Below are 19,158 nucleotides of genomic sequence, written 5' to 3'. Positions count from 1 at the left end.
GCTGCGGCGCGAGGCTCTATCTCGGCCGGTCAGTCGGCCGGGTTCCAGATGATGGCGTAGGTGTCGTGATCGTCCTGGCCGGCGGCGCGGCCGAGATTGGCGTAGAGCTTGCGCGGTCCGAACTCCGGCGCTGCAATCGACAGGCTCACATAATCCTTGCCGGAAGTCTCGCCGGTGCGGATCCAGCCGGCGCCAACTTCGACTCCTTGCGTAAGCACCCGGAAGTCGGGATGGTTGTCGGCGCTCTTGGCCTGGTTGGGGACGATATCGATGTCGGCGCGGACGCTGAGCGTCTTGAGCTGGCCCTTGTAGGCGCCGTTTTCCTGCTTGTTGACGTAACCGATCGCGGTCATTTCGAAGTCTCCTTTTGTGGTTTCGCCGGGGACCATCCCCTGCGATGGCGCACCGTAATGGGCGCGTCAGGACCGCCTGAATCCGACAGGGCCGCAGCGACAGCGAAGGATCCGAGCGGGCAGCTTTTTTGTGAGCGAAGCGGCGCGAGGAAGCCGCCGCAGGCGGCGGGGAAAAAAGCTGATGGCGAGGGTTTCGGGCGGCCGGACCCGCCCATAGGTCGACAAGCCAGCCGCAGGGATGGTCCTTGGAGAGAGCATGGAGACCGCTCGCCAAGTGCGGTCTTTCAGCCAAGCAGGACGCCGGGATGAAACGGCCTGCAAAGATGCTGCGCCCTTATGCCGGATCGAGATCGTGCCAGCGGGTCGGGCGCCAGAGCAGACATCCGGCATGGTGCGATCTATGAAAGCAGGGCTCGCCAGCGGGAATTTGATACGCGAAGGGGCCAAAGCAAGGCTGGATGAGAAGCCGGTGCTACCTGCAGGTCCAGTGTCATGTGGCGGCGCTCGGGAAACCGCTACGCAACGTGACGCGCTCTTATGAGGCGAACAGACCGGCCCCAAAACCGATCGACCGGTGGTCGGCGCGAAACGCGTCATGCCTGTCCGAAAGCTGACAGTGGCAGAAGACGCATGTCGGGTTCCGCACAATTGACCATGCTGGATTTGTGAGGTTTTCAGGGAGAGCCATGCGTTCACTACCCAGTGAGCTTTGGCACGGCATTTGCACTTGAGATGTGGCAACACGGATCGAAGGTTGACTGCATGCACAAGCGCGAGATGAGCAATGCTCTCCTTTCCTGGAGGCTTGGCAGCAGATTCGATTGTGACGTTGCGAGGAGCTTCAGCCGCTCGCGGCGGAAGTGATCTCAAATCTGAAGGCACCGTTGGGGCCGCAGCCATCAAACACATCTTTCTCTTTTTCGCAGCTCGTCATCAACGCGATGCGGACTTCTTCGCGTCGACGGCGGCCGAAGGTGGAGAAGGGCTCGACTTGCAAAAAGGAGTTGTCAATGACGTCTTACGTTCGCACCAACAGCCCGGCGCAGGTGCGCTCACTGTCCACCTTTGGCAAGCATCTGCAAAGGAGCGTGCTGACGGCGACGCTGCTTGCCGCGGCTTCGACGGGAAGTGAAGCGCAGCCCTATGTTCGTGCTGACGGCAGCACGACTGACGACTTGGAAGCGGCGCGCGCAAGTTGGCGTCATGACGCCGAATTCAATGGAAATGTGGGGCTCGCAGCCATCAACGCGGATGCGCGTATGCGTTGGGTTCCACCGGGGAGGGGGCCAGAGCTCCTCGCCTGCCCTCGTCCGTCTTGACGAGTGCCCGCTTACAGCCTACCTCACTATCGCGTTAGCACTCGTCCATCGCGAGTGCTAACAAAAACCCCTCAACATCCGCACCAGGGAAAAATCCGAAAATGGCAAAGTCGAAGTTCCGCCCGCTGCATGACCGCGTGGTCGTTCGCCGGGTCGAATCCGAATCCAAGACCGCTGGCGGGATCATCATCCCGGATACGGCAAAGGAAAAGCCGCAGGAAGGCGAGATCATCGCCGTTGGTTCCGGCGCCCGTGACGAAGCCGGCAAGCTCGTCCCACTGGACGTCAAGGCCGGCGATCGCATCCTGTTCGGCAAGTGGTCGGGCACCGAAGTCAAGCTCAATGGCGAAGACCTTCTGATCATGAAGGAATCCGACATCATGGGCATCATCGGCTCATATCAGGCCCTTTCGTCAACTGAATTCCCGGGCTCGATTGAAGCCCCTGCCAGGAGCTAAAAATGGCTGCCAAAGACGTAAAATTCTCCCGTGATGCCCGCGAGCGCATGCTGCGCGGCGTCAACATCCTCGCCGACGCGGTGAAGGTCACGCTCGGCCCCAAGGGCCGCAACGTCGTCATCGACAAGTCGTTCGGCGCCCCGCGCATCACCAAGGACGGCGTCACCGTCGCCAAGGAAATCGAGCTTGAGGACAAGTTCGAGAACATGGGCGCGCAGATGGTCCGCGAAGTTGCTTCGAAGACCAACGACATCGCCGGCGACGGCACCACGACCGCGACCGTTCTGGCGCAGTCGATCGTCCAGGAAGGCCACAAGGCGGTTGCCGCCGGCATGAACCCGATGGACCTGAAGCGCGGCATCGACCTCGCGGTAACCGACGTCGTTGCGACGCTGATCAAGAACGCCAAGAAGATCAAGACCTCCGAAGAGGTTGCCCAGGTCGGCACCATCGCCGGCAACGGCGATGCTTCGGTCGGCAAGATGATCGCCGAAGCAATGCAGAAGGTCGGCAACGAAGGCGTCATCACGGTTGAGGAAGCCAAGACCGCCGAGACCGAACTCGAAGTCGTCGAAGGCATGCAGTTCGACCGCGGCTACCTCTCGCCCTACTTCGTCACCAACGCCGACAAGATGGTTGCCGAGCTCGAGGACGTCTACATCCTCCTGCACGAGAAGAAGCTGTCCAACCTCCAGGCCATGCTGCCGGTTCTCGAAGCCGTCGTGCAGACCTCGAAGCCGCTGCTCATCATCTCGGAAGACGTCGAAGGCGAGGCTCTGGCCACGCTGGTCGTCAACAAGCTGCGTGGCGGCCTGAAGATCGCCGCCGTCAAGGCGCCGGGCTTCGGTGATCGCCGCAAGGCCATGCTGGAAGACATCGCCATCCTCACCGGTGGCCAGGTCATCTCGGAAGACCTCGGCATCAAGCTCGAGAATGTCGGCCTCAACATGCTCGGCCGCGCCAAGAAGGTGTCGATCTCCAAGGAGAACACCACCATCGTCGACGGCGCCGGCAAGAAGGCCGAGATCCAGGGCCGCGTTGCCCAGATCAAGCAGCAGATCGAAGAGACCACTTCGGACTACGACAAGGAGAAGCTGCAGGAACGTCTGGCCAAGCTCGCCGGCGGCGTTGCGGTGATCCGCGTCGGCGGTGCGACGGAAGTCGAAGTCAAGGAAAAGAAGGACCGCGTCGATGACGCCCTCAACGCGACCCGCGCGGCCGTCGAAGAAGGCATCGTTGCTGGTGGTGGCGTCGCGCTGCTGCGCGCTTCGGCCAACATCAAGGCCACCGGCGTCAATGCCGACCAGGCCGCCGGCATCAACATCGTTCGTCGTGCGCTGCAGGCTCCGGCCCGCCAGATCGCGGCCAACGCCGGTGCGGAAGCATCGATCGTTGCCGGCAAGATCCTTGAGAACAAGGGCGCGACCTTCGGCTACAACGCCCAGACCGGCGAATATGGCGACATGATCGCCATGGGCATCGTCGATCCGGTCAAGGTTGTCCGCACCGCTCTCCAGGACGCGGCCTCGGTGGCCGGCCTGCTGGTCACCACCGAAGCCATGATCGCGGAGGCTCCGAAGAAGGAGTCGGCTGGCGGCGGCGGCATGCCTGGCGGCATGGGTGGCGGCGGCATGGGCGGCATGGGCGGTATGGATTTCTAATCCAGCTCTGGCAGCTTTCGCAACGAGGGGCGGCAGCAATGCCGCCCTTTTTTTGCGAACCTCGATCCGATAAACGATCGGCGCCAACGCCGGCCATGTTAGCGCAACCTCAAAAGAACTGTCGAGTTGGTTGCGCGGCTTTTGCGTCATCAGAGGCGCAAGGCGGCCGCGTGTGATGATTGCGCGCTTCCATAGGCGGTTTCGGCATGTGCCTCGCCTTCGACATCGGCATTGCGGCCAAGCAGGAAATCGGCGGCTTTCGAGGCATGGCTTGCGGCGCGGAAGATGGCGCGGTTGTCCTCGCGCAAAACCGTCAGCCATGAGCCGATGTAGTCGGCATGGCGCACGGTCGGCTCGATGCCGAGACTGCTGCAGATGAAGGCTGATGCGATTTCGGCGACCAGTTCCTCGCGCGCATAGGTGTTGGACCCGAAGGAGCCGGACAGGTCGCGCGCGAGTCGCGTCGGGTGGCCGGTCCAGTGGCCAAGCTCGTGAAAGCAGGTCCGGTAATAGTCGATCTGGTGGAAGAAAGCCGGCTGCGGCGGCACCTGTATGGTGTCGCTGCCGGGCATGTAGAAGGCGCGCTCGCCGCCGATGCGAAAATCAGCGCCGGTTGCATGAATGAGCGCCTCGGCCTGCGGGACCATCTCGCGCTCAGGCAGAGGCTCGCCGGCGGCATAAAGATGTTCGGGCAGATTATCGCACTGCGCGACATTGAAGACGGTAAAGCGCTTCAGGAAGGGCACCGCCTGCGGTTCGTCGCCATCGGTGTCGGCGCGTTGCTTTTCGTTCTTGGGAACAAAGCGGTCAGCGTGAACGATGGTGGTGCCGTGCTCACCCTTCCTGACATTGCCACCTAGGGAAAGCGCCTGCCGGAAGGTGAGCCAGTTCTGGCTGGGGAAACCGCGATCGATGACCCCGCCCCACAGGATCAGGATATTGATGCCGGAATATCGGCGCTGGGTGGCCGCATTCCGCGGCAGGCCGAGGCCTGTCCTTGCCCTGCCCCACGGCTTGACCCATGGCACGGTGCCGCGCTCCAGTTCGGCAATGATGCGGTCGGTGATTTCCTGATAAAGGCTGGCGCCGGTGCGCCCGCCACTCTCTGCGCCAGCCTGTCGGCTGCCGCAACGTTTGTTGTTTGCACGCATCGTGATGTCCTCCGCTCTTCAATCGCGCCCTCCCCGGAAGCGGGGTGGGCGGCGAAAGCGACCGGAAAGGCCCGACGTCGGAGGCGGACTGCATCCGCAGGACCGGAACGGAGTGGAGGACCCGAAGCGAAAGCGAAGGGTTGCGGGACGCCGCGGCGGGCCTAGAAGGGAGTGCTGCCCGCCCTGCGCCACCGGGGAAGGCCACGATAAAAACGACGCCGGCCGACAGGCCGGCGACCGTCAGCAGCCGAAGGCTGCCCCGCGCCAGGGGGCGAAGCCGCAGGGCCAAGACCGCCTGAGCATGGCGAAGATAAGCGGGCTCGGTTCACGAGCACCCGGCCAGCGCCTTCAGGCGCGGGCGCTCAGGATTGTTGTTGGCGCCCACGGCAGCTGGATGACCGCAACAAGATGCCGAGGAGCAACAGCAAAGCCAGCTGCCACAAACGGCACGCTCCGGCAACAACAGCGTGGCCGATCTACAGATGCTGCCCCGCACGAGAGCCTGCACGCTTTGAGCGCGCATCGGCGAGCAAGCGTTGCAAGCTGGCCATGTCGACCAGGTGGGCGATCACTATATCGCCGACCACCAACGCGGGCGTACGGTCGATGTGCAGACCTTTCGCGAGTGCGCGGACGCGCGCAAGTTCATCTGCGATGGCCGGATCTTGCATTCCCGCTTGAGCTGCTCCACGTCAAGGCCCACACGCGCTGCGATCTTGAGAGTGATCCTTTCAATGATCCAACTGGGGGAAGTCATAAGGGCGCGGTGGAATTCGTCGAACTTTCCCTGTTTTCTCGAGGCGAGTGCGATTGGGAATCCGGTCCCAGGACCGGGAACCGTCTGATCACAAGCTTCAGATTGGGATCATTCTTGAAGGCTTTTTGGTAGTTGAGATCTGCCAGTCTGCAATGCGGACAGTTGTGGTAGTCATTGAATATGACCAGAACGGCATCGCCTTGCGGGTTGCCGGCGATTGGCGAAGGGGGTCGTTGTCGAATGCGCCGCTCCACTTTTGCCTGTCGATCGACCACGCCTGCCGGTGCAGGTTCGCGCTATATTGGCTCGCCAGCACGGCGAGGAGTAAAAGAAGAGCTGCGACAGTGATGGCAGTCGGCTTAGACATGAGTCTCCAATCCATGGACGGCGTGGCAGCAACGGCCCGCCTTTTGGTGTAAAATGCTTTTGATCGAGCCCCGCACTTGCCACAGGGCGCAGTCGCGAGGGCGCACAGCTATAGATGCCGGTGCGCTCTGGCGGTTTCTGGAAAGATGGCCTTGCGCCATCGGGCCCACCCCACCCAGCTGAGCGTCGTTCGCGCGGGCCGGGCAACCGCGACCGCCATTCACCACGCCGGGCGACTGACCGTCCGCCCGGCAGAGCGCTGAAGGGTCCCCGGACCTTCCGGGTTGCCGGCGATTTGGCGAAGCGGGGTCGTTGACGAGTGCGCCGCTCCACTTTTGACTGTCCATTGGCACGACTGCATGGGCGGGGGCGGCCTTTCCCGCGGCGGGTGCGCGCTATTATGGCTCGCCAGCACGGAAAGCAGCACGGCGAGGAGAAAAAGGAGAACCGCGAGAGTGGTGGCCGTTGTCTTAGACATGAGGCTCCAATCCATGGACGGCGTGGCAGCAACGGCCCGCCTTTTCGGTGTAAAATGGGTCGCTTTTGATCGTGCCCCGCAGTTGCTACAGGCGCACAGGTGCGGGTGCGATCTGGCGGTTTCTCAAATACGGCTTTGCGCCATCGGGCCCACCCCAATAGCTGAGCGTCGTTCGCGCGGGGAACTGCGTTCACCACGCCGGGCGACTTGACCGTCCACCGCCAGAGCGCTGAACGGTCCGCTAGTGAGGCGCTCCCCGAATCGTCGTTTATCCCGCTCGCCCCAGACCGGGCGACAGCCAGCGTTGCCGCTACGCTGCGGAGAAATATCGTCAGCGCGTGGCATTCGGACATAAGCTGATCGACGCCAAGAATAAGACCCACGGAGGTGACCGGTGCGGCCGGAACAAGAAAGAGCGTTGCAGCCATTGTGACGAGGCCTGCACCGGTAATGCGGGTTGTTCCGTTCGAAGGGAACAATGCGACGAACAGCATGAGGATCCGGCAGCCGATCGGCAGATCAGTTTTCGTCGTCTGGGCGATGAAGAGGGCGGCGAGCATCATATTCGTGCCGTCCAGATTGAATGGAATGAGACCCACGACCGAATGCGTGGCGCCGGCCTTTTCCATCTTCTCCATGAGCGAGGGCAGCGCGGCCTCCGAGGAGGACGTTGCGAGCAGCAGCTCGTCCTTGATGTATCGGACGAGAGAGAAGATCGAGCGGCCGTTGTAGCGGCAGACCGCGCCGAACAGGACCGAGAAGAACAAGACTTGCAGGATGTCGCCTTCCGCGAAGGCACTGGCAATGGTTGATGGGATGATGTTCATCAGGAAGCTGGTCACGGACTGCTCGTGAGCCGTGGCCACATAGCCCTTAACGGCTTGGACATCGAGCGAGGCCGGATCGATGTTGAGGCCGGCGCCAGGCTGAACGATATTCGCGACAATCAGTCCGACAACGAGTGCAAGTGTCGAGAAGGTGAGGAAATAAACCATCGCCTTGGCGGCAACTCGGCCGACCTTCTGCAGATCGCTCATGCCGGCAATGCCGGTCGCTATTGTCAGGAAGATGACAGGTACGGTGATTATCTTGACGACATCGACGAAGGCATCGCCGAGCGGCTTCAGGCTCTGGCCGGTCTCCAAATGGAAATAGCCGATTGCAGCACCCAGGATTATGGCGGCAAGCATCTGCACGTAGGCCCGGGCAAAATGGCGCTTGCGGGCCGCTGCGTTCGCTATGGGGACTTGTGGAACCAACACCGTTTCTCTCCTTGACCGGATCGGGGTGGGGCTCCTCCTTCTCCCATGCAGTGCTCCGGTCGAACGCTGCGCCCACTTCGGCGCAAGCGATGTGCCAAATAGCAAAGAGGGGAAAACGCGCAGGACCTCTCACGCAGTGCTTGTTCGCTCTCCCGCACTCGCGCTGCGGTTGCCAGTCAACTATGGAAGGGTCCGTTCTTGGGAATTCCAAAGGTCGCTCTTTGCTTCGGCGCAGCTTGGCTGGCTGGAAGGTTCCCTGTTTGCCTTGGGGTCTGGGACCTGCGTCCAGATGGTCAACATTTTCCTGCGCGCCGCACGGGGCTCCAAAGATTCAATCGAGGACGGGCCCTCTTCGAAAACGGCGGCAGCGTTGGTCAAGCCCTTCCACCCTGCTGTCCCACCAAGGGTGTTCAGAAGCTCAGTTCACGATCAAGCGATGGATCAGCGTCATCTGGCGTTTGCGCCATCGCGGCGGCGTTGCAAGGGGTCTGCCAAGGATGAGCAAGCCGCGAGGCAGGGCCCGAGACCTAGACTCCATCCTCATCAACAGCGCTCGGCTCGCGTTAGGAATGTTCGAACCGCAGCACGATCAGGTGGCCACACCGTTGGTCGGAACCGGAACCCGACGAATGATCGTTCGTGACCGACATCTGTGAACAAGCAGTGTGTGTCATTGCAATCACCACCCATTGCGCGCAATTGCCCATATGGCCGTGAATGAACTGGATTTGGTGATTTTCCAGATGGCGGTGGAAAGCGTCCGCTTGCTCTCTTCAAGCTTTGATGAGAAGGCGGCTGAGATAGCCACGAGGAGCCGTGGTAGCCTTCTTTTCGACGTGCGGGTTGACGGTGACCTGGAGGTCCAGCGAGTCGCAGCCATTGGATATCCAGGCGACAAGATCGGTGTGGTGGCATTGGACCGAGAGGGCCTTGTTAGCTGCTGTTGCCTTGTCAATGGCACCTTCTCACCTTTCATTGCACCATTGGAGAACTGGACCAGCATGCCCCTGTCCATGCAGGCCCAGATCGATGTCACAGGCTATGCGAGGCTCCTTCTGGCCGCCCTGCGAAATGCTGGACATATGCTGGGCAGGTAGCATCACCGATGATGTCTGTGATGAGATGGTGCAGACGGCTGGATGAGGCGATCGCTTGCCGGCAGCTTTGGCCGCCAAGCGATCGGTGAGTTCGCAATGCTGGACACGTCCTGTAGACTCTGCCAGTTAAGTTAGCGGACAACCATCTGACGAATGCCCGATCTGACAGTCTGGACGGCGCGGCATGCCCTCCTAGGAATGCAGCCGTGGTTCTACTCCCTCGGCTGTTTTTGCGTCGAAGGCGACGGGCACACCGTGAACGATGGACGTCGCCGCCACCAATTCCTCAACTCGCGATCGGTCGCTTTGCACGCCGGCATAAGCGTTCGAATGGCGCGGATCGCCTGGGCGGTGGAGAGGAACCGGGCCTTGCCTCTGGACAGAACATAGGCTTCGGCGGCTTTTCACCCGCCTCCCTGAAACTCTGACTGACACGATCTAGGACGGGAGTTCGGCAGCCTTCAAGCCTATGTCCGATACCGGACAATCAGGCAGCGGTGGCCAGGCCGAAATAACGTTGCTCCTCCTCGCCGTAAGCGCCATGCGTGAGTTCCATCAATCCGACGCGGTCGATAATCGTGACCTCGCCGCGCTTGGCACGGACAAGTCCTCGATATTCAAGCATTTGCAGGGCCGTGGTGACCCCGGGACGGCGGGCGCCGAGCATGGTCGCCAGAAATTCATGCGTCAGGTAGATCTTGTCTCCGTCAGAGCGGTCATGGATCATCAGCAACCAGCGGGCCAGCCGTTCCTCGATTTTGGAGTGGCCATTGACCAGTGCCGTCCGGGACGACTGGACAAGGAACGCGTGGGCATAGTCCAGCACTGACGTGCGCAGCGACGGGCTTTCCGCAACCGCAGGACGAATGATTTCAACCGGCAGGCGCCAGCCATTGCCTGCGACCTGGATATAGGTCTCGTTGGAAGAGCTGTCCTGTCCGAGAATGAGGGCAATTCCTGTCATCCCGTCATATCCGATAATGCCGACTTCACATTGCCGTCCGCCGGTCATGGTGGCGACCACCGAGGCGATGCCCCTCTCGGGAAAATATCCATTCCTGATCGGCTGATGCGCGATCTCCAACTGAGCCTTGATGTCCAGTTCGACGCGATGCAGCGATGGTCGCAACAGCGCGAAGTCCTCCGGCGAAAGGGATTTCAGCACCCGGTTGCGAAAAAGGGATTCGGGCAAGGCTCTCTCTCATGCGGGCAAGAGCGCGTACCTCTTACTGTCGGCTGCATCCGAAGTAACTGACGGCCGATGCCAAGCATAGGCTTCGAAACGCGCGATTGCAAAGCCCTGTCGGGGCAGTGCAGCCATGCTAGAAGTCGCGCGGCCTTACGATAGGCGCGGATGACATGATTCCCTTCTGCGGCCACCAAGAACGGCTCGGGCACGCTTTAATCATTCATACACAAGCTCGCAGGAATGTAAGCGGCGGAACAGTCGGGTGATTCGTGCCGCCCTGCCCTTTCAGAAATCAAGTCATTGGACGTCAATTCGGGCTGGAACGCCTCGTCGCGGAACGGCACAGGAAACGCAGCCGGATCAGCAATGGTGGTTCACCTTATGTGCGGTCCGGATGTGCGGTCCGGCGGCTCATCGCCCAATGGCTTGTCGAGGGGAAGTGGAACTCGTCATGTCGCCGCGAACCGTCACCGCGCTAAGCGGCGCTTTTGAAGACGCCGGTGTTTTCTTTGTGGAACTGAAACTGTGAGGTGATTGATGCATGACTCAAACATTTGCGTATTTCCGCTGCATCGGCGACGCACATTGGTCGAAAGTATCGCCCAGGCCCTCGAGACCAAGAACGGCGAGGCGGCGAGTGCGTTCTGGCGCTGTGCTGCCAAGAAAATGCTCATTCAATTGTCCGATGTAGGAATTGCGCCAGAGTTCGCTGCGCAGGAGGTTGGAAGGCTTCTTCATGCGGTCTTGGACGATATGGCCAACCGAACGGTAATGCACATAGCATAGGCTTGGGCGCTGTTGGATCGCGCGTCAGCTCGGGTCCTTATCGGGGGACTGCTCCGACTGGCCGACGGTCCGGCCAAACCGGCATACCGGCAAAGGTTTGAGGTTGGGATCGCTCACGGCGGCCGGTCCAATATTCCAAGGCGATCTCAGAAGCCACATTGGCTTCTTTCCAAGCGGACGGGCGCCACTTTGGCGTGCTCACGCTGGACTGCGGGTTGCGCCTACGGAAATCCGAAGTCCGGCCGCGCGAGTCGATCGACCGGAACAGTCGAATGCTCGTGGGGCCGGGTCCGCTCAGCTTGACGGCGGGCGGTGGCGGCCGTGAGCAGACTTAACCCAGGTCACGGCTGAGCATCCGCAGGCGCTATGCCGATTGGATGAGAACTGGTTGCCACAACACCGGCCCGTTCAGGCGTCCCCTCCAGCGGATGCGCAAGAGACTGGCGTAGGAAATCTCGAGGAAGCCGGCGACTGCCTCGGTGTTGCCGACCTGCTGGGGCTGTCCGATACGTGACAACGGCCAGGTCGCGAGACGAAGGATCCTTTCGATGCGCGTATCTGTCACCGTTACGATCCCGGAGAGATTGTTGGCCAAGCCGAATTCGATGATGCCCGCGAAGAGCTCGTAGGTTGCTTGTGCCAGGCCGCCAGCAGCCTTCGGCGCTGTCGCAGGGAGATCGAGCGCGAAACGACTACTCTCCCAGATATCGGCACTCGCAGGGACCACCATCTCATCCAGCAGCGCCGGAAACGTATCGCGCAACATAGTCGGTCCGGTGGTCGGCAAAAGGCGGACGCAGCCGCAAGTTCGCCAATCGGACCCCTTGAGAAGTAGGTAGACGGGGTTCAGGCTGTCAAACGGGTCCGTTTCCATTTCGCCTTCGGTCTGCACTTCCCAATCGAGCCGCTTCTTGAAAACCCGATACCTAAGCCCGTGCATTTCCCTGAGTTCGCTCGCGAACTCGGCGTAGCAGTCGGGTGTTATCAGCTGCATCATTGTCGTCTCCGTGCGGGATGTGTCCACGCAATCGAAGGGCAAAGCCGTCATGAATGCAGCCTGTAGACCTTTACAGCTAGCCTTGGAGAGGATCAGGATCTCGCCCGAGCAGCCATCCGCACTATGGCCTGGTTGATGGTTCGCACGCCAAGCTTCGCCTTGGCGTTTTCCTGATGGAAGGTCACGGTGCGTTTCGAGACACCGAGAATCTGGCTGATATCCCAGGCCGACTTGCCGCACGCCGCCCATTTCAGGCACTCGAACTCCCGCGGGGTGAGCGTTATGCCATCTACCACGCAATCTTCGGCGAGCCTGCGCCGGGCATGGATATGAACGTTGATCGCAACCAACTGCATTGCTTTTTCGTAGCGCGTCAGCGACCTCAAAAGTGGCGGATGCGCCTCGTTGGAGGCGAAGGTCAGTGCGGCGAACCGGCCGCGATGATCATGCATCGACATGGTCAGTCCGCCGCGAATGCCGAACTCAGCTGCTTTTTCCAGGACTTCCTGCTGCGAGGTCGGCAAATAACGGTGATCGCGGTCCACACCCCAGTCGAAGGTATCCCAGCCTCGCAGTCCCCGCAGGATCACGGGATCCACGCTGTGGTAGCGCAGTTGCAGGTAATGTGATGTCCATGATGATGGATAATTCGAGATCAATCGCGGCGTGTCGCCGGAAGCGGATGGGTAGGTGAAATAAGCGAAGAACGGAAAGTCGAACCCGGCTGCGGCGGACGCCATTGCCTCATGGAGATCGACGGCATCGACGCTTGCAGAGAGTTGCTCGACCAAGGTTTCAAATACGCGATGCATCTGCGCTTTGCCTACCTCGCGGAGGTTGCTGGAAGCCGGGCGGAGACGTGGTTCTAAATGATGGCCTGTCCCTGCAGGGCGTACGACGCGCCGCCGTCATCACCGCAATTGCTGTGCTGCTTCCGATTGGAGAGAGCTCCGCGCACCTGACCAACTACCGATGGGTGATATTGCGACGTTATCGATGAGCCGCGTGTCGCCAAGCCGCAGCAAGCAAGCGTGCCGGTCGGTCAAGGCTTGCTAACGATTGCAGGTCTGTTTCTCCGCGAAGCTCCAGGTATTCGAGCTCGCGATAGCCGGCAGCCAGAATTGTTGCACGCGCTTCATCAAGCGTAGGCAGGATGGGAGAGCCGCGTGCAAGCCGCTCGGCCGTATCGAGCAGGACCGATGCTAGTTTTGGGGCAATGGCGCGTTGGGCTGGGGAGAGCCGCACGTTACGCGACGATAGCGCAAGACCATCGGCTTCGCGGACTGTCGGACAGGGCACAATAGTGATCGGAATGTCGAGGTCCCGGACCAAGCGCCTGACAAGCTGAAGTTGCTGAAAATCCTTTTCGCCAAAAAAGGCGAAGTCAGCGCCGGCCTGCAGGAAGAGCTTGGCCACGACCGTCGCCACGCCATTGAAATGGCCGGGCCGGAATGCGCCGCACAGGCATTCGCTGATGCCGGACACTGAAACGACCGTGGCGAAGCCCGCCGGGTACATTTCCTCTGCGTCCGGCACATAGAGCAGATGCGTGCCCAGCGGCGCGAGCTTGGCAGCATCTTCGCTTTCCGTCCGAGGATAGGCAATCAGGTCGGCGGGGCTGTTGAACTGCTTGGGGTTTACGAACAGCGTCACGATCACCCGCTCGGCCCTTTCAAGCGCCTTCCGCACAAGGCTCAGATGCCCGTCGTGCAAGGCTCCCATGGTCGGCACAATACCGATCGTGGCACCCGAGCGACGCCATTGCGCAACGACGGCGCGCAGCTCGCTCACAGTTCGAGCGATCGGCACGCTCATGTGAAGTCTCCGGCCTTCAAGGCGTTGACATAGAGATGTTCGACCGCCGGAAAGTGCCGGTTCCGCACATCGGTGGCGTAAGCGGCGATTGCCGCCTCAGCCTGCTCACCGAGCTCGGCATAGCGTTTGACGAACTTCGGCCGAAATGAGGTGAAGAGCCCGAGCATATCGTCGCTCACCAGAATCTGGCCGTCGCAAGCTGGCGAGGCACCGATGCCGATGGTGGGTATGTCGATATCGGCGGTTATCTGCCGTGCAAGCTGCTCCGGTATCTTTTCGAGCACCAAGGAGAAGGCGCCCGCCTCGGTTACCGCCCTGGCGTCGCGCCTGATCCGCTCTGCATCGGCTCCCCGGCCCTGCACACGATAGCCTCCGAACGTGTTTACCGCCTGCGGCGTCAGCCCCACATGGGCCATGACAGGTACGCCGCGCGCGGTAAGGAAGCGGATGGTTTCCGCGATGGTCTCGCCGCCCTCGAGCTTCACCGCTGAACAACCGGTCTCACCCATCACGCGCGCAGCGTTGCCGAAAGCGTGCTCTGGGCTTTCCTCGTAGGAACCGAAGGGCAGGTCGACGACCATCAGCGCGTGTTCAAGGCCGCGGCGAACGGCCTGTCCGTGCATGATCATCATGTCGAGCGTGACGCCCAGCGTCGACGACAGGCCGTGCCCACCATGCCGACGCTGTCGCCGACAAGAACGATGTCGCAGTGGCGATCGAGTAGCCTCGCGACCGGCGTGGTGTAGGCCGTCAAGCATACAAGTGGCGTTTGGCCTTTTCGCAATCGAATATCTGGAGGGTTAATCCCTTTTATCTCACCAGCCGCGCTCAACCGACGCCCCCTTCCCTTACGTTACCAACAGCGGGTGTCGCGTTTGGCATATTTTTGTGCGACTGCGAAGAGCTAAAAACAGTGCTTGAGTAGTACGGTGTTGACGTGCTGGCTGCCAAGGTTACATTCAATCGATTAAGGCGCTCCGTTGGGCCAACCCACTTTCGCAAACATGGATCCTCAGACAAGAAGAACCAAGAAAGGCAAAGCCGCCGTCAAAGCTGACGAAGCCAAAGTGGACCTGACTGCCGTCGTGGTCGCCGTAAACGACAGTGAGCCCTGTGTCCTCACCGTCGGTCATGCGGACACCCTCCCTTCTGGACCTTTTGCGCTTGAGCATCGATCGCTGCAGTCGGGTTTGAGGGGGTGGGTGGAGCAGCAGACCGGCCATGCACTGGGATACATCGAGCAACTCTACACCTTCGCCGATCGCGATCGCATCGGCACTGAGCGCCACCAGCGCGTCATCTCAATCAGCTATCTCGCATTGACCAGGAAGGAACAGGCAACGAACTCGGCCGCGTGCGGCTGGCAAAGTTGGTACGAATATTTTCCCTGGGAGGACCACCGCTTCGGCACGCCGCCTGTGCTGCTCGATAGATTGCGGCCCCGCCTGATTGAGTGGGCCGGCGGCGCCAGCGAGCCGACCACTCAACGCGAGCGCCGGCAGCGCGCTGCGATAGCCTTCGGCTTCGACGACCGCCATTGGAACGAGGAACTCACGCTCCAACGCTACGAGTTGCTCTATGAAGCTGCTCTGATTGAAGAGGCCGGTGGCGGCAGGGACGCGATTGCGGCCGCGGCTGGCAAACCAATGGTCGCTGACCACCGTCGTATTCTGGCAACCGGGATTGCGCGGCTGCGTTCGAAGATCAAATACCGGCCGGTCGTGTTCGAGCTTATGCGGCCTTCCTTCACGCTGCTGCAACTGCAGCGAACCGTGGAAGCTCTGGCTGGCAGGCTCATCAACAAGCCCAACTTCCGGAGACTGGTCGAGCAGCAGGATCTTGTTGAGGAGACTGGGGAGACCTCCCTCGACACGGGCGGCCGACCGGCGAAGCTTTATCGCTTCCGCCATGCCGTTCTCGACGACAGGGCTATCGCCGGGACAAAATTACCGCTGGCGCGGGCTTGACATACTTATAGTCAAGGTAGACATATTCCCTTATTGTCAAACCGAATATAATCGAGGCGCCAATGGCTGGGGCGTTACCTATGGCTGCGTCCCTGTATGAGCGTGTCCGGCGGGTGATCCCTCCCGTTGAATGGCTCGCGTTCGCCGGCGATATTGAAGCCATCTTAGCGCTGAAGCGTGAGCGCAATGCGGTGGTGCTGGCGCACAATTACCAGACGCCCGAAATTTTTCATTGCGTGGCAGACATCGTCGGCGACAGCCTGGCGTTGGCCCACAAGGCGGTGACGGTCGACGCCGACATCATCGTGGTTGCCGGCGTTCATTTCATGGCCGAGACGGCAAAACTGCTCAATCCGAACAAGACCGTGCTCATCCCGGATCTCAGCGCCGGCTGCTCGCTGGCCGAATCGATCACGGCAGACGACGTGCGGCTAATGCGGCTGCGGTATCCGGGGGTCCCCGTTGTTACTTACGTCAACACTTCGGCCGCCGTAAAAGCGGAGTCCGACATCTGCTGCACGTCCGGCAACGCGAAGGCGGTGGTGGAATCGCTTGGCGTGGCGCGTGTGCTGATGCTGCCGGACGAATATCTGGCGAGGAACGTGGCAGCCGATACAGACGTCGAGATCATCGCCTGGAAAGGCCATTGCGAGGTGCATGAGCGCTTCACCGCAGCAGACATTCGGGAACTGCGCGATGCCCATCCAGGCGTCATCGTGCTGGCCCATCCAGAATGCCCACCAGACGTTGTCGCGGAGGCGGAGTTCTCCGGCTCGACCGCAGCGATGTCGGATTATGTCGAGCGGGAGAAACCGACGCGTGTCGTCCTTCTGACCGAATGTTCGATGAGCGACAACGTCGCGGTCGCGCATCCCGACGTCGAGTTCGTTCGCCCATGCAACCTGTGCCCGCACATGAAGCGCATCAACCTGGCCAACATTCGCGCCGCGCTCGAGCAGAACCGGCATGAGGTCCGGATTGATCCCGAAATTGCCGGCCCCGCCCGCCGCGCGGTCGAGCGCATGCTTTCCCTATGAGCCTGGAGGTTCGCGACATCGCCGGGGCGCCGGTCGTCATCGGTGGCGGCATTGCCGGCCTGATGACGGCGCTTCATCTGGCGCCGGAACCGGTCGTGCTTTTGACCAACGCGCCGCTTGGAACCGGAGCCTGCAGTGAGCTTGCCCAGGGCGGTCTTGCGGCAAGTCTCGGCGGCGACGACGGCCCGGATTTTCACCTTTGCGACACGATAGCTGCCGGCGACGGACTCTGCGACGAGGCCACGGTGCGGCGAGTGGTCCGAGCTGCACCCGAAGCGATTAGGACGATCCAAAGGTTCGGCGTCGCCTTCGACCAGCACCCTGACCGCGCGTTGCGACTTGGGCTCGAGGCGGCACACTCGCGACGGCGGATTGTGCATGCAGCCGGCGACGCCACCGGTCGCGAGTTGGTGCGCGTGCTCATCGCCGCGGTTCGGCGTACAGCCTCGATCACCACTATCGAAAATGTGGAGGTCCGCCGGCTGGTCGTGCAGGACGGGTCGGTCATCGCCGTGGTCGCCGCAGGACGAGCCGGCGCGCTCGCTCTGCCCACGCGTCGCGCGGTGCTGGCGACCGGCGGCGTCGGCGGGCTGTTTTGCGACACGACAAACCCCGCTGGCTCATGGGGTCACGGGCTGGCGCTCGCCGCATGGGCGGGGGCGGAACTCGCCGACTTGGAATTCATACAGTTCCATCCAACTGCGCTCGACGGTCCGCGCCGGCCGATGCCGCTGGTGAGCGAAGCCGTGCGTGGCGAAGGCGCGGTGCTCATCGATGAGCGAGGAGAGCGCTTCCTCGCTGACACACCTGGCGGTGAACTTGCGCCTCGCGACGTCGTAGCGCGCGCCATTTGGCACCAGCTTGCCGTTGGACGCCGCGTATTCCTGGATGCACGGCAAAGTCTCGGCCCGAGATTTGGCAAGCGTTTTCCAGGCATCGCCGAATTGTGCCGGAGCGCAGGGGTCGACCCCGCGACCGACCCGATCCCGGTGCGCCCGGCGGCACATTATCACATGGGCGGCGTCGCCGTAGACAGCGCCGGCCGCAGCTCCATCGAGGGATTGTGGGCCTGCGGTGAGGTCGCCTGTACCGGCCTGCACGGCGCCAACCGCCTGGCCAGCAACTCGCTCACCGAAGCGGCGGTCACCGCGAGCTGGGTTGCCGAAAGCGTTGCCGGCACGTCGTATACCCGGCGACCGCGCAGATGCTCCACATTCGTCCCTCCACGACCAGACGCTTCCGCGGTCCGCCCAATTGTCTCCGCCGCCCTGGGTATCATCCGCGACGGCGAGGCAATGCGCGAAGCGGTGGCGACCCTGCTGCCGATCGCAGCTGACAATGTCGCTGCCTCTGGTCCGGCTTTGGTCTCACTGATGATCGCCGTGGCGGCCCTGGGGCGGGAAGAGAGTCGAGGCGCGCACTGTCGGTCCGATTTCCCGCTCCACGATGCCGACGCGCGCCCATCACGGCTGACACTGCACAGCGCAATGCGGGCCGCGGCCGCACTCGATTGCCGGGCTACCATACGGAGCACCTGATGTGATTTCATTCTCCCCCCTCCCCGCGACCCTGATCGAACCGATTGTGCGCGGTGCGCTCCTCGAAGACCTGGGCAGATGCGGCGACCTGACCAGCGATGCGGTTATCCCGCATGATTGCACTGCCACGTTGGTGCTCAGATCGAGGCAGGCGGGCGTCGTTGCCGGGCTCGATCTGGTCTCGTACGCCTTCCTGCTCGTGGAACCGGCGATCAACATCCAGATCTGGCGCCCTGATGGCAGCGATGTCGGGGCCGGGGAAACCATTGCAAGATTGTCCGGACCCGCGCGAGGCCTGCTCACGGCCGAACGCACTGCCCTCAATTTCTTATGCCGGCTGAGCGGCATTGCCACTGCCACAGCGGCGATGGTTGAGGCCGTGCGCGGTCACAAGGCGAGGATCGTATCGACGCGAAAGACGACGCCCGGCCTGCGGGTATTGGAAAAATACGCCGTGCGCGTCGGCGGCGGTGCCAATCACCGCTTCGGCCTCGATGACGGCGTGCTCATAAAGGACAATCACATCGCGATCGCCGGCGATATCCGCACAGCAATAGAGCGGGCGCGCGCCGCCGCAGGGCATATGGTGAAGGTCGAGGTTGAGGTCGACACGCTGAAGCAGCTCGATGCAGCGCTCGCGATTGGTGTTGACGCGGTGCTGCTCGACAATATGTCGGTCGAGGATCTTGCCCGCGCGGTTTCTATAGTGGGTGGCCGTACGATCACCGAGGCTTCCGGTCGGGTGACGCCGAAAACGGCGGCGGCGATTGCGGCGACCGGTGTCGATCTCATCTCCATGGGATGGCTGACGCACAGCGCCCCGATCCTCGACATCGGCCTGGACATGCCGGACCACCAGAACATCTGCAAGCATTTGAACTGAGGATTACGGCATGAGGAGCAACATCAGCTCGGCAGGCGTAGGAA

General features: G+C 61.7%; 15 protein-coding genes and 4 pseudogenes. 9 read left to right on the top strand and 10 right to left on the bottom strand.

The features are described 5' to 3' along the window. Nucleotides 1–29: 29 nt before the first annotated feature. A complete protein-coding gene (locus EOA78_RS00770; RefSeq protein WP_029354915.1) occupies nucleotides 30–353 on the bottom strand; it encodes a DUF736 domain-containing protein in 324 nt (107 codons plus the stop codon). 784 nt (nucleotides 354–1,137) lie between these two features. Between EOA78_RS00770 and EOA78_RS00765 the strand changes: the two genes are divergently transcribed. The 3 genes and pseudogenes from EOA78_RS00765 to groL all read left to right on the top strand — a co-directional run bounded on the left by EOA78_RS00765 (nucleotide 1,138) and on the right by groL (nucleotide 3,791). After that, entirely contained in the window at nucleotides 1,138–1,485 is a 348-nt protein-coding gene (locus EOA78_RS00765; protein ID WP_126038541.1) for a hypothetical protein, read from the top strand. Between the two features lie 288 nt (nucleotides 1,486–1,773). Further along, nucleotides 1,774–2,067: pseudogene (groES, locus tag EOA78_RS00760) on the top strand (co-chaperone GroES); the annotation flags it as partial. A 65-nt stretch (nucleotides 2,068–2,132) separates the two neighbouring features. Continuing rightward, nucleotides 2,133–3,791, top strand: a complete 1,659-nt coding sequence (gene groL / locus EOA78_RS00755) for a chaperonin GroEL (RefSeq protein ID WP_029354912.1) — start codon at nucleotides 2,133–2,135, stop codon at nucleotides 3,789–3,791. Nucleotides 3,792–3,940: 149 nt separating this feature from the next. Here the strand turns inward: groL and EOA78_RS00750 are convergent, their stop codons facing one another. The 4 genes and pseudogenes from EOA78_RS00750 to EOA78_RS36735 form a co-directional block, all read right to left on the bottom strand. Continuing rightward, nucleotides 3,941–4,942 (bottom strand): zincin-like metallopeptidase domain-containing protein, encoded by a 1,002-nt coding sequence (locus EOA78_RS00750; RefSeq protein WP_051695374.1) that lies wholly within the window; start codon nucleotides 4,940–4,942, stop codon nucleotides 3,941–3,943. Nucleotides 4,943–5,418: 476 nt separating this feature from the next. After that, nucleotides 5,419–5,613 (bottom strand): hypothetical protein, encoded by a 195-nt coding sequence (locus EOA78_RS36745; RefSeq protein ID WP_051695369.1) that lies wholly within the window; start codon nucleotides 5,611–5,613, stop codon nucleotides 5,419–5,421. Between the two features lie 82 nt (nucleotides 5,614–5,695). Further along, nucleotides 5,696–5,953 carry a thioredoxin domain-containing protein gene (locus EOA78_RS36740; RefSeq protein WP_236370634.1) on the bottom strand — a complete coding sequence of 86 codons (258 nt, stop codon included), beginning with the start codon at nucleotides 5,951–5,953 and terminating at the stop codon, nucleotides 5,696–5,698. Between the two features lie 877 nt (nucleotides 5,954–6,830). Further along, nucleotides 6,831–7,802: pseudogene (locus EOA78_RS36735) on the bottom strand (cation:dicarboxylase symporter family transporter); the annotation flags it as partial. Between the two features lie 710 nt (nucleotides 7,803–8,512). Here EOA78_RS36735 and EOA78_RS00735 point away from each other — a divergent pair. Continuing rightward, the gene (locus EOA78_RS00735; protein ID WP_029354905.1) at nucleotides 8,513–8,902 is read left to right on the top strand and encodes a hypothetical protein; all 390 of its coding nucleotides are present in this window, start codon (nucleotides 8,513–8,515) and stop codon (nucleotides 8,900–8,902) included. 487 nt (nucleotides 8,903–9,389) lie between these two features. Here the strand turns inward: EOA78_RS00735 and EOA78_RS00725 are convergent, their stop codons facing one another. Beyond that, on the bottom strand, nucleotides 9,390–10,094 hold the full coding sequence (locus EOA78_RS00725; protein WP_029354903.1) for a Crp/Fnr family transcriptional regulator: 705 nt from the start codon (nucleotides 10,092–10,094) through the stop codon (nucleotides 9,390–9,392). Between the two features lie 534 nt (nucleotides 10,095–10,628). Between EOA78_RS00725 and EOA78_RS36730 the strand changes: the two genes are divergently transcribed. Continuing rightward, on the top strand, nucleotides 10,629–10,877 hold the full coding sequence (locus EOA78_RS36730) for a DUF6074 family protein (RefSeq protein ID WP_029354901.1): 249 nt from the start codon (nucleotides 10,629–10,631) through the stop codon (nucleotides 10,875–10,877). Nucleotides 10,878–11,241: 364 nt separating this feature from the next. Here EOA78_RS36730 and EOA78_RS00715 read toward each other — a convergent pair whose 3' ends face one another. From EOA78_RS00715 to panB, 4 genes and pseudogenes are all read right to left on the bottom strand, one after another. Next, nucleotides 11,242–11,874: an acyl-homoserine-lactone synthase gene (locus tag EOA78_RS00715; protein ID WP_095486082.1), complete on the bottom strand. Its 633-nt coding sequence runs from the start codon at nucleotides 11,872–11,874 to the stop codon at nucleotides 11,242–11,244. A 92-nt stretch (nucleotides 11,875–11,966) separates the two neighbouring features. Further along, nucleotides 11,967–12,665 carry a LuxR family transcriptional regulator gene (locus EOA78_RS00710; RefSeq protein WP_348628457.1) on the bottom strand — a complete coding sequence of 233 codons (699 nt, stop codon included), beginning with the start codon at nucleotides 12,663–12,665 and terminating at the stop codon, nucleotides 11,967–11,969. A gap of 120 nt (nucleotides 12,666–12,785) precedes the next feature. Then, nucleotides 12,786–13,689 (bottom strand): annotated as a pseudogene (panC, locus tag EOA78_RS00705) (pantoate--beta-alanine ligase). After that, nucleotides 13,686–14,521, bottom strand: a pseudogene (panB, locus tag EOA78_RS00700) (3-methyl-2-oxobutanoate hydroxymethyltransferase). Before panB ends, panC begins: the two co-directional pseudogenes overlap by 4 nt. 172 nt (nucleotides 14,522–14,693) lie before the next feature. On the opposite strand from panB, the gene EOA78_RS00695 reads away from it, so the two are divergent. From EOA78_RS00695 to nadC, 4 genes are all read left to right on the top strand, one after another. Continuing rightward, on the top strand, nucleotides 14,694–15,656 hold the full coding sequence (locus EOA78_RS00695) for a hypothetical protein (protein ID WP_091595813.1): 963 nt from the start codon (nucleotides 14,694–14,696) through the stop codon (nucleotides 15,654–15,656). A 62-nt stretch (nucleotides 15,657–15,718) separates the two neighbouring features. Then, nucleotides 15,719–16,693, top strand: a complete 975-nt coding sequence (gene nadA / locus EOA78_RS00690) for a quinolinate synthase NadA (RefSeq protein WP_029354894.1) — start codon at nucleotides 15,719–15,721, stop codon at nucleotides 16,691–16,693. Beyond that, on the top strand, nucleotides 16,690–18,231 hold the full coding sequence (locus EOA78_RS00685; RefSeq protein ID WP_029354892.1) for an L-aspartate oxidase: 1,542 nt from the start codon (nucleotides 16,690–16,692) through the stop codon (nucleotides 18,229–18,231). The genes nadA and EOA78_RS00685 overlap by 4 nt, the downstream gene beginning before the upstream one ends. A gap of 4 nt (nucleotides 18,232–18,235) precedes the next feature. Then, nucleotides 18,236–19,114, top strand: coding sequence for a carboxylating nicotinate-nucleotide diphosphorylase (nadC, locus tag EOA78_RS00680; RefSeq protein WP_091595900.1), 879 nt, complete (start codon nucleotides 18,236–18,238; stop codon nucleotides 19,112–19,114). The last annotated feature ends 44 nt before the right edge of the window (nucleotides 19,115–19,158 follow it).

The sequence above is a fragment of the Mesorhizobium sp. M5C.F.Cr.IN.023.01.1.1 genome (assembly GCF_003997585.1).
In the GTDB taxonomy this organism is placed as follows: domain Bacteria; phylum Pseudomonadota; class Alphaproteobacteria; order Rhizobiales; family Rhizobiaceae; genus Mesorhizobium; species Mesorhizobium wenxiniae.
This window is presented reverse-complemented; position numbering and strand designations above follow the sequence as displayed.